The 14376-nt window shown below is 65.5% G+C and carries 10 protein-coding genes; 7 read left to right on the forward strand and 3 right to left on the reverse strand.

Annotated elements, in window-relative coordinates; all coding sequences use genetic code 11:
* The first annotated feature begins 115 nt into the window (after positions 1-115).
* From thrC to clpB, 6 genes are all read left to right on the forward strand, one after another.
* Positions 116-1576 carry a threonine synthase gene (thrC, locus tag IEV38_RS14560; RefSeq protein ID WP_188397342.1) on the forward strand — a complete coding sequence of 487 codons (1461 nt, stop codon included), beginning with the start codon at positions 116-118 and terminating at the stop codon, positions 1574-1576.
* Positions 1577-1629: 53 nt separating this feature from the next.
* Positions 1630-2859 carry a molybdopterin molybdotransferase MoeA gene (locus IEV38_RS14565; RefSeq protein ID WP_188397344.1) on the forward strand — a complete coding sequence of 410 codons (1230 nt, stop codon included), beginning with the start codon at positions 1630-1632 and terminating at the stop codon, positions 2857-2859.
* 2 nt (positions 2860-2861) lie between these two features.
* Positions 2862-3119, forward strand: coding sequence for a molybdopterin converting factor subunit 1 (gene moaD, locus IEV38_RS14570; RefSeq protein ID WP_188397346.1), 258 nt, complete (start codon positions 2862-2864; stop codon positions 3117-3119).
* A 26-nt stretch (positions 3120-3145) separates the two neighbouring features.
* Positions 3146-3625: a molybdopterin synthase catalytic subunit MoaE gene (gene moaE, locus IEV38_RS14575; protein ID WP_188397348.1), complete on the forward strand. Its 480-nt coding sequence runs from the start codon at positions 3146-3148 to the stop codon at positions 3623-3625.
* Positions 3625-3999, forward strand: coding sequence for a fluoride efflux transporter CrcB (gene crcB, locus IEV38_RS14580; RefSeq protein ID WP_188397570.1), 375 nt, complete (start codon positions 3625-3627; stop codon positions 3997-3999). Before moaE ends, crcB begins: the two co-directional genes overlap by 1 nt.
* A gap of 119 nt (positions 4000-4118) precedes the next feature.
* Positions 4119-6701 (forward strand): ATP-dependent chaperone ClpB, encoded by a 2583-nt coding sequence (gene clpB / locus IEV38_RS14585; protein ID WP_188397350.1) that lies wholly within the window; start codon positions 4119-4121, stop codon positions 6699-6701.
* 57 nt (positions 6702-6758) lie between these two features.
* Here the strand turns inward: clpB and IEV38_RS14590 are convergent, their stop codons facing one another.
* The 3 genes from IEV38_RS14590 to IEV38_RS14600 form a co-directional block, all read right to left on the reverse strand.
* Positions 6759-7091 (reverse strand): DUF4124 domain-containing protein, encoded by a 333-nt coding sequence (locus tag IEV38_RS14590; protein ID WP_188397352.1) that lies wholly within the window; start codon positions 7089-7091, stop codon positions 6759-6761.
* 238 nt (positions 7092-7329) lie between these two features.
* Entirely contained in the window at positions 7330-10986 is a 3657-nt protein-coding gene (gene putA, locus IEV38_RS14595) for a bifunctional proline dehydrogenase/L-glutamate gamma-semialdehyde dehydrogenase PutA (protein ID WP_188397354.1), read from the reverse strand.
* A gap of 46 nt (positions 10987-11032) precedes the next feature.
* Positions 11033-11953, reverse strand: coding sequence for a LysR family transcriptional regulator (locus tag IEV38_RS14600; protein WP_188397356.1), 921 nt, complete (start codon positions 11951-11953; stop codon positions 11033-11035).
* A 117-nt stretch (positions 11954-12070) separates the two neighbouring features.
* Here IEV38_RS14600 and metE point away from each other — a divergent pair, with 117 nt between their 5' ends.
* Positions 12071-14356, forward strand: coding sequence for a 5-methyltetrahydropteroyltriglutamate--homocysteine S-methyltransferase (gene metE, locus IEV38_RS14605; RefSeq protein WP_188397358.1), 2286 nt, complete (start codon positions 12071-12073; stop codon positions 14354-14356).
* Positions 14357-14376 lie beyond the last annotated feature (20 nt).

Raw genomic sequence — 14376 nt, forward strand, 5'->3', positions numbered from 1 at the left:
TCTTTGGCGGGACGGTCGGGAGCCGGGCTTTCCGGTCCGCAAACGCGCTGCGGCAAAGCCGGTGCAGCAGGTATAATGCAAGGCTTGCGGTCCACTGCTTTCCTTCCCATACCTCATGCACTATATCTCGACCCGCGGCACGCTTGCCGATCAGTCCTTTTCCCAAATCCTGCTCGGCGGTCTGGCTCCCGATGGCGGTCTTTACCTGCCGGCCGAGTACCCGCAGGTCACGCCGGCCGAGCTCGATACCTGGCGCACTTTGTCGTATGCCGATCTGGCCTACGAGATCCTGAAGAAATTCGCGACCGACATTCCCGACGCCGACCTGCATGCGCTGGCGCACAAGACCTATACGGCCGAGGTGTATCGCAACGTGCGCTCCGGCGAGGATGCATCGCGCATCACGCCGCTGCGGCTGGTCGAGGAAAACGGCGGTACCAAGTTGATGCTGCAGGCGCTGTCGAACGGCCCGACGCTGGCCTTCAAGGACATGGCGATGCAGCTGCTCGGCAACCTGTTCGAGTACGCGCTGGCGTGCCAGCATGCGGAACTCAACATCTTCGGCGCCACCTCGGGCGACACCGGCAGCGCGGCCGAATACGCGATGCGCGGCAAGAAGGGCATCCGCGTCTTCATGCTGTCGCCGCACAAGAAGATGAGCGCGTTCCAGACCGCGCAGATGTTCAGCCTGCAGGATCCGAACATTTTCAACCTCGCGGTTGACGGCGTGTTCGACGATTGCCAGGACATGGTCAAGGCAGTCTCCAACGATCTGGAATTCAAGAAGAAGCACAAGATCGGCACCGTCAACTCGATCAACTGGGCGCGCGTGGTGGCGCAGGTCATCTACTATTTCCGCGGTTACCTGAGCGCGACCACCAGCAACGAGCAGAAGGTCTCGTTCACGGTCCCGTCCGGCAACTTCGGCAACATCTGCGCCGGCCACATCGCGCGCATGATGGGCCTGCCGATCGACAAGCTGGTGGTCGCCACCAACGAGAACGACGTGCTCGACGAATTCTTCCGCACCGGCATCTATCGCGTGCGCAAGTCGGCCGAGACCTACCACACCACGAGCCCGAGCATGGACATCAGCAAGGCGTCCAACTTCGAGCGCTTCGTCTATGACCTGGTTGGCCGCGACGGCGCACGCGTGCGCGCGCTGTTTGCCAAGGTGGAGACGCAGGGCGGCTTCGATCTGTCGGGCAAGCCGGGCAGCGATGGCGACGAGTTCGCCAAGGTGCCGCAGTTCGGCTTCGTCTCGGGCAAATCCACGCACGCGGACCGCGTCGCGACCATCCGCGACCTGTACCAGAAGCACGACCTGATGATCGACACGCATACGGCGGACGGCGTCAAGGTCGCGCGTGAGCACCTGACGCCCGGCGTGACCATGATCGTGCTGGAAACCGCGCTGCCGGCCAAGTTCAACGAAACCATCCGCGAAGCGCTGGGACGCGATGCCGAGCGTCCGGCCGGCTTCGAGAACATCGAGGACCTGCCGCAGCGCTTCGAGGTGATGAGCACCGATATCGACAAGATGAAGGCGTTCATCGCCGCGCACACCGGCCTGTGATCCGCTTGCATGAATCGCGCCGGGTGGCATGATCGTCGAGGAATGAGTACAGCATGAGTGCACCCAAACCATTGCTGAGCGTCGCCGAGGCGCTCGATTTTCTGCTCGCCGCAGCGCGTCCGGTGACGGACACCGAAACGCTGCCGACCATCGATGCCCACGGCCGCATCCTCGCGGCCGCGCAGACTTCGCAACTGGACGTGCCGCCGGCCGACAACACGCAGATGGACGGCTATGCCGTGCGCGCTGCCGATTGCGCGAGCGGGGCGGCGACGCTGCGCGTGAGCCAGCGCATTCCGGCCGGCGTGGTCGGTCAGCCGCTGGAAGCCGGCACCGCCGCGCGCATCTTCACCGGCGCCATGATTCCGTCGGGTGCCGATGCGGTCGTCATGCAGGAAGCCTGCGAGGCCGATGGTGACAAGGTGACGATCCGCCACACGCCGCAAGTCGGCGAATGGATACGCCGTGCCGGCGAGGACATCCGTGCCGGCAGCACGATCCTGCAGGCCGGTCAGCGCCTGCGCGCACAGGAACTGGGACTGGCCGCTTCGGTCGGGCTCGCGAACCTGCCGGTGGTGCGCCGGTTGCGCGTGGCAGTCTTCTTCACCGGTGACGAACTGTCGATGCCCGGCGAGCCGCTCAAGCCGGGCGCGATCTACAACTCCAACCGTTTCACCCTGCGCGGCCTGCTGCAGAAGCTCGGCTGCGAGATCACCGACTACGGCATCGTGCCCGATACGCTGGCGGCCACGCGCGACACGCTGCGTCGCGCCGCCGCCGGGCACGACCTCATCATCACCTCGGGTGGCGTTTCGGTCGGCGAGGAAGATCACGTCAAGCCGGCAGTCGAGGCCGAAGGGCGGCTCAACATGTGGCAGATCGCGGTCAAACCGGGCAAGCCGCTGGCCTTCGGCGAAGTCGATCGTGCAGATGCAGGCGCGCCGGCCTTCTTCATCGGCCTGCCGGGCAACCCGGTGTCCAGCTTCGTCACCTTCCTGCTGTTCGTGCGGCCCTTCATCCTGCGTTTGCAGGGCGTGCAGAATGTGGCGGCGCCCGCCTATGCGATGCGTGCCGATTTCGACTGGCCCAGGGCCGACCGCCGCAACGAGTTCCTGCGTGCGAAAATCAATGCGCAGGGCGGACTCGACCTGTTCCCCAACCAGGGATCGGGCGTGCTGACCTCGACCGTGTGGGGCGACGGCCTGATCGACAATCCGCCGGGGCAGGCGATCGCGCGTGGCGATACCGTGCGTTTTATTTCCTTCAGCGATTTGATGGCGTGAACATGAAGATCCAGTTGCGTTTTTTTGCCAGCGTGCGCGAGGCGCTCGGTGTATCACAGGAAGAAGTGGTGGTGCCGGAAGGCATCGATACGGTCGGCAAGGTGCGCGCCTTCCTGCAGCAGCGCGGCGGCGTCTGGGCCGAGACGCTGGCCGAAGGCCGCTCGCTGCGCATGGCCTGCGACCAGCAGATGTGCGATGCCGACACCGCGATCCGCGACGGCGGCGAAGTGGCATTCTTCCCGCCCGTGACGGGCGGTTGAGCCGCAGCAACGGCAAGGAGACGATCATGGCGATCCGTGTGCAAACCGAAGACTTCGACCTCAATGCCGAGATCGCGGCCCTGCGCGCCGGCAGTCCGCAGGTCGGCGCGGTGGTGAGCTTCGTCGGCACTGTGCGCGACATGAACGAAGGCGCCAGCGTGGCCGCCATGGAGCTCGAGCATTATCCGGGCATGACCGAAAAGGCGCTGCAGGACATCGTCGAACGCGCCAAACAGCGCTGGCCGATCGCCGACGCACTGGTGATCCACCGTGTCGGGCCCTTGTCGCCGAGGGACCAGATCGTGCTGGTGGCAGTCACTTCCGCGCATCGCGGCGAAGCCTTCGACGCCTGCGAATTCATCATCGACTACCTGAAGACCGAGGCCCCGTTCTGGAAGAAGGAACAGACGCCGCAGGGCGCGCGCTGGGTTGATGCGCGCGTGACCGACGATGCGGCGCTGCGCAAGTGGCACATCGACGTGGCGCTCGGCGGAGGCGAGAAGTGATGTCCTGGCTGGCGGTCGGCGTGGGCGGCGTGCTCGGGTGCTGGCTGCGCTGGGGCCTGCAGACCGGTCTCAATGCATTCGCGCCGCACGTGCCGCTGGGCACCTTGCTTGCCAATCTCGGCGGCGGCTACCTGATCGGCGTCGCCGTCGCCTTCTTCATCGGCCATCCGGACATTTCGCCGGAATGGCGCCTGTTGACCATCACCGGCTTCCTTGGCGGGCTGACCACCTTTTCCAGCTTTTCCGCCGAATCCTTCCTGCTGCTGCAACGCGGCGACTACCTGTGGGCCCTGGCCCATACCGCGCTCCACCTGTTCGGCTCGCTGCTGTTCTGCGCCGGCGGCTTCGCCACCTATCGCGCGCTGTCGGCCTGACCTATATTGCTGGGAAGGCCCGTATTTTCCCAGTCTCGTGAATTGTTAAATGGCTTTGCTTGAAAAGCGGCTATCCGGCCTTATTTTCCATGCATCACTGAACCATTGAAGGAGTTGCAATGCGGCTCGACAAGCTCACAACAAAATTGCAGGAAGCCCTGGCCGACGCGCAGAGTCATGCGGTCGGCAACGACAACCAATACATCGAACCGGTCCACATCCTGACCGCGCTGCTGAGCCAGGACGACAGCAGCACGCGCTCGCTGCTGCAGCGCGCCGGCGCCAACATCAACGGCATGGTCAACGCGCTCAAGAGTGCGCTCGAGCGGCTGCCCAAGGTATCGGGCAACGGCGGTGACGTGCAGATCGGGCGCGAGGCCGTGTCGCTGCTGAATCTCGCCGACAAGGAGGCGCAGAAGCATGGCGACGAATTCATTGCCACCGAGATGGTGTTGTTGGCGCTGACCGAGGACAAGTCGGAAGCCGGCCGCATCGCGCGCGAGAACGGCCTGACGCGCAAGGCGCTGGAAGCCGCGATCAAGGCCGTGCGCGGCAGCAGCAAGGTCGATTCGGCCGACAGCGAAGGCCAGCGTGAGGCTCTCAAGAAATACACGCTGGACCTGACCGAGCGTGCCCGCGCCGGCAAGCTCGACCCGGTGATCGGCCGCGACGACGAAATCCGCCGCGCGATCCAGGTTCTGCAGCGCCGCTCGAAGAACAATCCGGTGCTGATCGGCGAACCAGGCGTCGGCAAGACCGCCATCGTCGAAGGCCTGGCGCAGCGCATCGTCAACGGCGAGGTGCCGGAAAGCCTGAAGGGCAAGCGCGTGCTGTCGCTCGATCTGGCGTCGCTGCTGGCGGGCGCCAAGTACCGCGGCGAATTCGAGGAACGCCTGAAGGCCGTGCTCAACGAACTGGCGCAGGATGCCGGCCAGTCCATCGTCTTCATCGACGAGATGCACACGCTGGTCGGCGCCGGCAAGTCGGAAGGCGCGATGGACGCCGGCAACATGCTCAAGCCTGCGCTGGCGCGCGGCGAGCTGCATTGCGTGGGCGCGACCACGCTCGACGAGTACCGCAAGTACATCGAGAAGGACGCCGCGCTCGAGCGCCGCTTCCAGAAGATCATGGTTGACGAGCCGACGGTGGAAGCGACCATCGCGATCCTGCGCGGCCTGCAGGAAAAGTACGAGCTGCACCACGGCGTCGAGATCACCGATCCGGCCATCGTGGCGGCGGCCGAGCTGTCGCAGCGCTACATCACCGACCGCTTCCTGCCGGACAAGGCAATCGACCTGATCGACGAGGCCGCGTCCAAGATCAAGATCGAGATCGATTCCAAGCCCGAGGTCATGGACCGGCTCGACCGCCGCCTGATCCAGCTGAAGATCGAGCGCGAAGCCGTCAACAAGGAAAAGGACGAAGCCTCGCAGAAGCGCCTGCAGCTGATCGAGGAAGAGATCGAACGCCTGGGCCGCGAGTACGCCGACCTCGAGGAAATCTGGAAGGCCGAGAAGGCGGCCGCGCAGGGCAGCCAGCACATCAAGGAAGAGATCGAGAGGGTGCGCCTGCAGATGGAAGAGGCGACTCGCAAGAGCGACTGGCAGCGCGTGTCGGAACTCCAGTACAAGACGCTGCCCGAGCTCGAGGCGCAACTGAAGAACGCGGTCTCCGGCGAGGATACGTCGGAGCTGCGCCAGCTCGTGCGCACCCAGGTCGGAGCGGAAGAAATTGCCGAGGTCGTCTCGCGCGCCACCGGCATCCCGGTCTCGCGCATGATGCAGGGCGAGCGCGACAAGCTGCTGCAGATGGAGGACGCGCTGCACAAGCGCGTGGTCGGCCAGCACGAGGCGATCGTCGCCGTCTCCGACGCGATCCGCCGTTCGCGCGCGGGTCTCGGCGATCCGGACCGGCCCTACGGTTCCTTCATGTTCCTGGGCCCGACCGGCGTCGGCAAGACCGAACTGTGCAAGGCGCTGGCATCCTTCCTGTTCGATACCGAGGAAGCGCTGGTCCGCATCGACATGAGCGAGTTCATGGAGAAGCATTCGGTCGCGCGTCTGATCGGTGCGCCGCCGGGTTACGTCGGCTATGAAGAGGGTGGCTACCTGACCGAAGCCGTGCGCCGCAAGCCGTACAGCGTGATCCTGCTCGACGAGATCGAGAAGGCGCACCCGGACGTCTTCAACGTGCTGCTGCAGGTGCTCGACGACGGCCGCATGACGGACGGCCAGGGCCGCACGGTTGACTTCAAGAACACCGTGATCGTGATGACGTCCAACCTGGGTTCGCACAAGATCCAGTCCATGGAGGACAGCGATCCGGCGCTGGTCAAGATGGCGGTGATGGCCGAGGTGCAGGGACATTTCCGGCCCGAGTTCATCAACCGCATCGACGAGATCGTGGTGTTCCATGCGCTGGATGCGAAGAACATCGGCTCGATTGCCAAGATTCAGCTGCATACGCTGGAGCAGCGTCTGGCGCGCATGGACATGGCGCTCGAGGTCACCGACGCCGCGTTGCAGAAGATCGCGGAAGCCGGTTTCGATCCCGTTTATGGCGCGCGTCCGCTCAAGCGCGCGATCCAGCAGCAGATCGAGAATCCGCTGTCGAAGGCGATCCTCGAAGGGAAGTTCGGTCCCAAGGACAGGATCGTGGTCGAGGTGGAGCAGGGCGAACTGCGGTTTGCCAAGGCGAGCTGAATGCTATTCACCGTCGCATGAAAAAAGCCGGCCTCGTGGCCGGCTTTTTTGTCTGTATCAATGTCCCGCGATCTGCAGGTCGCCGCTGCGCGCATCGCGCTGCCGCAAGGCCTCGTAGGCGGCGCGTACCGATTCGACGTCCGTGCGCACCTGTCGCGGCGCTACCCTGCTTGCCCATTGCGTGCGGTCAACCATGGCGCGCTGCGGCTTCGGCGGCGCGGCCTGCACCGTGCGCGCCTTTTCGTTGTCGCCGCACCGGCCGTCGGTGTAGGTGACGGCGCCGTCGGCCGCGGTGCAGGCCAGCACGTCGCCCTGCGCGAAGGCGGACGACAGGCACAGCAGGCTGGCGACGAAGGTGATGGAAGTGGCGATGCGATGCCGGATGTGCATGATGGGTCTCCTTCTTTTCGACCCATCATGCGGTTCGTCATCGGCCGCTTCCGTGCGCTAGTTCACCTCGCTTTGCGCATCTTCACGCGGCGAGCAGTTGTCTGACATCGGCTGTGGGATACGGCTGCGGTGCGGGTGTCGGCGCTTGTGTGGCGCATCGCGTCTGCCTCGCAAATATCCATCTTTTCGCCTGATCGGCATCGAGCATGCAGCGGATGATGCCGATCTCCCGAGCGCTTCATGTTTGCAGCGTCATCAGTGCCGGATTGCCGCCAGCCGCCGCCGTGTTGACGCAGATCGCCTGCTCGCGCGTGAGTATCCAGAGCGGGACCGGCGCCTGCTCGTCGGTCAGCAGGCAGGGCACGAGGGCGCCGTCGCGCGCCGCGATCTGCGGCAGCAGGTCGGCGCTTGCCGCGTCGTACAGCACGCAACGCAGCTCCGCGCAGTCCCGATGGTCTGCTATCCAGTGCAGGCTGGCGGATACCTGCGGCGGCAGGTCGGCCGGCAGCAGTGGGCGTGACGCGTAAGGCAGCAGCGGCCGGTTGCCGGTCGCCAGCACGGCGGCGATCTGGTTCAGCAGGGCAGCGCTGCCGACGGCGGCGCACAACACATCGCCGCGTGCGCCGAAGCGCAGCACGTTCGATTCGCCGGCCGGTCCGGGCAGGCTCAGTTGTCTGCCTTGCAGGCTCGTGTGCTGGTACTCGCGGCAATGCGCAGCCAGCGCCGGCATCTGCGTTGCGCTCCACTGTAGCAAGGCAGCCAGGGCCGATGCAGTGGTCTGTGATGCGGCGGCATCCGCATGCGTCGCTGCAAGCAGCGGCGTTGCCGCGCGCTGCAGGCGCCTGAGGTACAGCGGTCCGCCGGCCTTGGGACCGGTGCCCGACAGGCCTTCGCCGCCGAACGGCTGCACGCCGACCGTGGCGCCGATCATGTTGCGGTTGACATAGACGTTGCCGACGCGCGCGCGTTCGGTGATGAAGTGCACGGTTTCATCGATGCGCGAGTGGATGCCGAGCGTCAGTCCGTAGCCGCTGGCATTGATGTCGGCGATGAGTTGCGGCAGGTCGTCGCGGCGATAGCGCAGCACGTGCAGTACCGGGCCGAAGACTTCGCGCTGCAGGTCCGCCATGCGGTCGATCTCGATGACGGTCGGCGCGACGAAGCTGCCGTGGCGCGTGGTGGCGTCCATCTCGGCCTGCACGACGCGGCGGCCGGCACGGCGCGCGGCATCGATGTGCGCTTCCAGCATGTGCTGCGCTTGCATATCGATGACAGGGCCGAGGTCGGTGCGCAAACGGTCGGGACGAACCACGCGCAGTTCGCGCAACGCGCCATGCAGCATGGTCAGCGTGCGTTCGGCGATCTCTTCCTGCAGACACAGTACGCGTAGCGCCGAGCAGCGCTGGCCGGCACTGTCGAAGGCCGAGGCCAGCGCGTCGCGCACCACCTGTTCGCACAGCGCCGAGGAGTCAACGATCATCGCGTTCTGGCCACCGGTTTCCGCGATCAGCGGAATGTCGCGTCGCTCCGTTGCCATGCGGCGTGCGAGCACCTGATGGATGTGGCGTGCCGCTTCGGTCGAGCCGGTGAAGACGACGCCGCGGGTGCGCGCGTCGGCAACCAGCTGTGCGCCGACCGTTTCGCCCGGCCCCGGCACGAATTGCAGCACCTCGCGTGGCACGCCGGCGCGGTGCAGCAGGCCGACGGCGTGGAAGGCCGTCAGTGGCGTCTGTTCGGCGGGCTTGGCGAGCACCGTATTGCCGGCCGCGAGCGCCGCGGCGACCTGTCCGACAAAGATCGCCAGCGGGAAATTCCACGGGCTGATACAGGCCACCGGGCCGAGCGCCACGGTGCGCTCTTGCATGGCGATCTGCGTGCCGTAGTAGCGCAGAAAGTCCGTCGCTTCGCGCACTTCGCCGATGGCATTCGGCAGCGTCTTGCCGGCTTCGCGCATGGTCAGCGCGATCAGCTCGGCCGCTTCCCGCTGCAGCAGATCGGCGGCCAGCAGCAGGATCTGTGCGCGCTGTGGCGGCGGCATTGCCTGCCAGGCGGGAGCGGCGGTGCTGGCAATGGCCAGTGCATGATCGACGTCGGCCGGCTGTGCTTGCCTTGCCGTGCCGACCACGTCCTCGTGCCTGGCGGGATTGCGCAGGACGAGCGGTACCGATGCATCGTCCCGTACGTGTGCGGGCATGGCGTGCCATTGCCGGACGTCGAATGCGCGCAGTGCCGTCGCCAGCGCGTGCAGCGCATGTTCGTCGCTGAGGTCGATGCCGGTCGAGTTCCTGCGTGTGTCGCCGTACAACCGTGCGGGCAGCGGAATCGCCGGATGCATGGCACCGCCGGATTGCGCGGCCAGCATGGCCGGGTCCTGCAGCAGGCGTTCGAGATCGATGCCTGGATCGACGATCTGGTTGACGAAGGAGGAATTGGCGCCGTTCTCGAGCAGGCGCCGCACCAGGTAGGGCAGCAGCGTTTCGTGCGAGCCGACCGGCGCATAGATGCGGCACGGCACGCCAAGCCGGTCGGCGCCGATGATCTGGTCGTAGAGCGCTTCGCCCATGCCGTGCAGGCACTGGAATTCGTAGTCCGTCACGCCGAGCGCGCGTGCGCGGCAATGGATGGCGGCCATCGTCAGCGCGTTGTGCGTGGCGAGCTGCGGATAGACGGCATCGCCGGCTGCCAGCAGCCGTTCGGCGCAGACCAGGTAGCAGAGATCGGTATGCGCCTTGTGCGTATAGACCGGGTAGCCGGGCAGGCCTTCGACCTGCGCGCGCTTGATTTCCGTGTCCCAGTAGGCGCCCTTGACCAGCCGCACCATCAGCCGGCGTTTGCCGCGCCGCGCCAGAGAGATCAGATGATCGATGACCCACGGGCTGCGCTTCTGGTAGGCATGCACCACGAAGCCGATGCCGTCGAAACCGGCGAGTTCGGGATCGAGGACCAGGCATTCGAGCAGTTCCAGCGACAGTTCGAGCCGCTCGGCTTCCTCGGCGTCGATGTTGAGGCCGATATCGTAATGCCGTGCCAGCAGCGCCAGCTGTTTCAGGCGCGGCAGCAGTTCGCTCAGCACGCGCTCGCGCTGCGCGCGTGCATAGCGTGGATGCAGGGCCGAAAGCTTGACCGACAGGCCGGGGCCGTGGCGGATGCCGCGTCCGTCGGCCGCCTTGCCAATCGTATGAAGGGCTTCCACGTAGGCACGATGGTAGGCCTCGGCATCGGCCGCCGTCAGTGCCGCTTCGCCGAGCATGTCGTAGGAATGGCGATAGCCGCGCGCTTCGCGCCCGCGGCCTGCATGCAGCGCCTCGTCGATCGTGCGGCCGGCGACGAATTGGTGCCCAAGCATACGCATCGCATAATCCATGCCTTTGCGGATCAGCGGTTCGCCGCCGCGCGCGAGCAGGCGCGTCAGGACCGCGCCGAGTCGATGTTCGTCCGGCGCGTGCAGCAGCCTGCCGGTCAGCAGCAGGCCCCAGGCGGCGGCATTGACGAACAGCGAGGACGAGGCGCCGAGATGGCGCTGCCAGTCACCGTGGCCGATGCGATCGGCGATCAGGCGGTCGGCGGTCTCGCGGTCCGGGATGCGCAGCAGTGCTTCGGCCAGGCACATGAGGGCGACGCCTTCTTCGGACGACAGCGGAAAGGCATGCATCAGCGCATCGATGCCGGCCGCGTGGCTGCGCTTGTCGCGCAGGGTCTCGATCAGGCGACGCGCCAGCATGGTCGTTTCGTCATGTTGGGCCGAATAGGCGGCCGCCTGCGGCAGCAGCGCCTGGACCGCGACCTCTTCATCCAGCAGACAGGCGCGCGTGATGGCGTCGCGCGATGGCGCGGCAGCGCCGGCCAGTTCGTCTGCAAAGGCGGGGAAGGGCAGGGTTGCGTCGTCGGCAGGCATGGCGTTCCCGGTTCGAGTGTGCCGCGCCCGCGTCGGCGGGCAGGCGTTACAGCAGTTCCACGCTGCCGAGATTCAGATAGCAGCTTTCGCGCGTGGTCGTGACGAAGTCCGCCAGATACGGCTTCTTCGACGTTTCCGGCAGGCAGGCGGTGTACAGCCGGCCGGTCAATCCCTGCGGCGTGATGCGCTTGGCGAGCACGTAGTTGCGGTCGAGGTAGTTCTGCACCGCCCACACCGGCAGCGTGGCGATGCCGCGCCGGCTGGCGACCAGCTGCAGCATGGCGACCGTCAGTTCGGTGGTGCGCCGCGCGACCTGCACGCCGGCGGGTTTGAGCACCTGGCGCACCACGTCGAGCATGTCGTCCGGAACAGGATAGGTGATCAGGGTATCGTCGGCAAAGTCCTCGGCCACCAGATATTCCTTGCCGGCCAGCGGATGATCGTGCGCCAGCAGTGCCACGATCTCGAAGCGGAACAGCGCGTGGTAGTCAACCTTCTCGTCGGGGTCCATCTCGGAGACGATGGCGACGTCGGCACGGTGCTCGTAGAGCAGGCCGACCGGATCGGCCTGGAAGCCGGACACGATGTCGAGCTCGACTTCCGGCCAGCGGCCGCGGAACACATCCATCGCCGGCATCAGCCAGTCGAAGCAGGTGTGGCATTCGACCGCAATGCGTAACTGCCCGGCCACGCCCTGCGCCAGCCGCACCAGATCGCGCTCGGTTTCCTCTACCTGCGGCAGGACGCTGTCGGCCAGCCTGAGCAGGCGTTCGCCGGCCGGCGTGAAGCGTACCGGCGTGGTCTTGCGCTCGAACAGCGGCGTGCCATGATGGTCTTCGAGCTGCTTGATCTGGTGCGACAGTGCCGACTGCGTGACGTTGAGCAGGGCGGCGGCGCGCAGCAGGTTGCCGGCTTCGCGCAGGGCGAGCAGGGTTTTCAGGTGGCGCAGTTCGAGAATGGATTGCATGACGATCAGCTCATGTTGTATTAGTAAAATTCAAGTTTATTCTGAATATTTATCGTTTGAATCATAGACCAAGCGCGCGCATCATGCCAGCTTCGAAAATTTGATCGGAGCAAGGGCATGGCAAAGGCACACATCCTGGGTTTTCCGCGCATCGGCGCGCAGCGAGAACTGAAATTCGCAGTGGAATCGTTCTGGCGCGGCGACATCGACGTCGCTGCCCTGCAGCAGACCGGCAAGACCCTGCGCGCGCGCCACTGGGCAATCCAGGCCGATGCCGGGCTCGATCTCGTCACCGTCGGCGATTTCGCTTGGTACGACCAGGTGCTCAACACGCTGGCGCTGCTCGGCGCGGTGCCGACGCGCTTCGGCTTCGATCCGAAGAAACTGACGCCGGCTGACTACTTCACGGCCGCGCGCGGCAACCCGGATCACTTCGCGATGGAAATGACCAAGTGGTTCGATACCAACTATCACTACCTGGTGCCAGAGTTCACGGCCGACCTGCGCTTCGACGGCGGTGTTGACTGGCTGTTCGAGGAAAACGCCGAAGCCGTGGCGCTCGGCCACAAGACCAAGGTGGTGCTGGTCGGCCCGCTGAGCCTGCTCTACCTTGGCAAGATCAAGTCGGGCGTCGCCGGCAAGTTCGACCTGCTGCCCAAGCTGATCGCCGGCTACCAGCAGGTATTGAAGCGCCTCAAGGATGCGGGTGTGGAATGGGTGCAGATCGACGAGCCGGTCCTCGCGCTGGAACTCGACCAGGCTTGGCGCGATGCCTTCCTGCCCACCTATCAACTGCTGGTCGAGGGTGCGCCCAAGCTGCTGCTGGCGACCTATTTCGACCGCGTCAGCGAACACGTGGCGCTGCTGAACAGCCTGCCGGTGGCCGGCGTGCATCTGGATCTGGTGCGCGGCCCCGACCAATTGGCAGCCTTTGCCAGGGACTGGCCGCAGGACCGCGTGCTGTCGGCCGGCGTGATCGACGGCCGCAACATCTGGCGCGCCGACCTCGAAGCCGTGCTGGCGACGCTGCAGCCGCTGCAGGAAAAACTCGGCGATCGCCTGTGGGTCAGCGCGAGCTGCTCGCTGCTGCACGTGCCGGTGGATCTGGCCAACGAACCCAAGCTCGATGCGGAGATCAAGAACTGGCTGGCTTTCGCCACGCAGAAGATCGACGAGATCGCGGTGCTGGCGCGTGCGCTGAACGGCGATCGCAGCACGCCGGCAGTGGCCGAAAAATTCAAGGCTGCAGCCGAAGCCGTCGCCTCGCGCAAGACCTCGCCGCGCATTCACAATCCATTGGTGCAAAAGCGGATGAGCGAACTGGATCGGATTTCGGCATCGCGCCAGTCGGTCTTTGCCGAGCGCATCGCCAAGCAGCAGGCGCGTTTCAAGCTACCGGCATTCCCGACCACCAATATCGGTTCCTTCCCGCAGACGACGGAAATCCGCCAGGCACGTGCGCAGCACAAGCGCGGCGAGCTCGGTCATCTCGAGTACCTGAACCGCATGCGTGACGAAATCCGCCACGTGGTGCAGAAGCAGGAAGAGATCGGCCTCGACGTGCTGGTGCACGGCGAGCCGGAGCGCAACGACATGGTCGAATACTTTGGCGAACAGTTGTGGGGCTATGCCTTCACCGCCAATGGCTGGGTGCAGAGCTACGGTTCGCGCTGCGTCAAGCCGCCGTTCATCTATGGCGATGTCTATCGACCGGAAGCGATGACGGTCGGCTGGAGCGAGTTCGCGCAAAGCCTGACCGCCAAGCCGATGAAGGGCATGCTGACCGGCCCGGTGACGATGCTGCAATGGTCGTTCGTGCGCGACGACCAGCCGCGCGAGCAGACCGCGCTGCAGATCGCGCTTGCGCTGCGCGACGAAGTGGTGGACCTGGAAAAGGCCGGCATCGGCATGATCCAGATCGACGAGCCGGCCTTCCGCGAAGGCCTGCCGCTGAAGGCCGCCGACTGGCCGCATTATCTGGACTGGGCGGTCAAGGCATTCCGCATCAGCGCCTCGGGCGTGCAGGACGATACGCAGATCCACACCCACATGTGCTATTCGGAATTCAACGACATCCTGCCGTGGATCGCGGCGATGGACGCCGACGTCATCACCATCGAAACCTCGCGCTCCGACATGGAACTGCTCGACGGCTTCGGCGAGTTCGAATATCCGAACGACATCGGTCCCGGTGTCTATGACATCCACTCGCCACGCGTCCCCAAGGTCGAGGAAATGCAGCGCCTGCTGCGCAAGGCGCGCGGCGTGATTCCCGACCAGCGTCTGTGGGTCAACCCGGACTGCGGCCTGAAGACGCGCGGCTGGCCGGAAACCATCGCGGCGCTCGAGAACATGGTGGTAGCGGCACGCAGCCTGCGCGAGGAAAGCGTCACGACAAACTGAAGTCGCCTGCCTGGCATGCA

It is taken from the genome of Oxalicibacterium flavum, from assembly GCF_014635065.1.
Taxonomy (GTDB): domain Bacteria; phylum Pseudomonadota; class Gammaproteobacteria; order Burkholderiales; family Burkholderiaceae_D; genus Oxalicibacterium; species Oxalicibacterium flavum.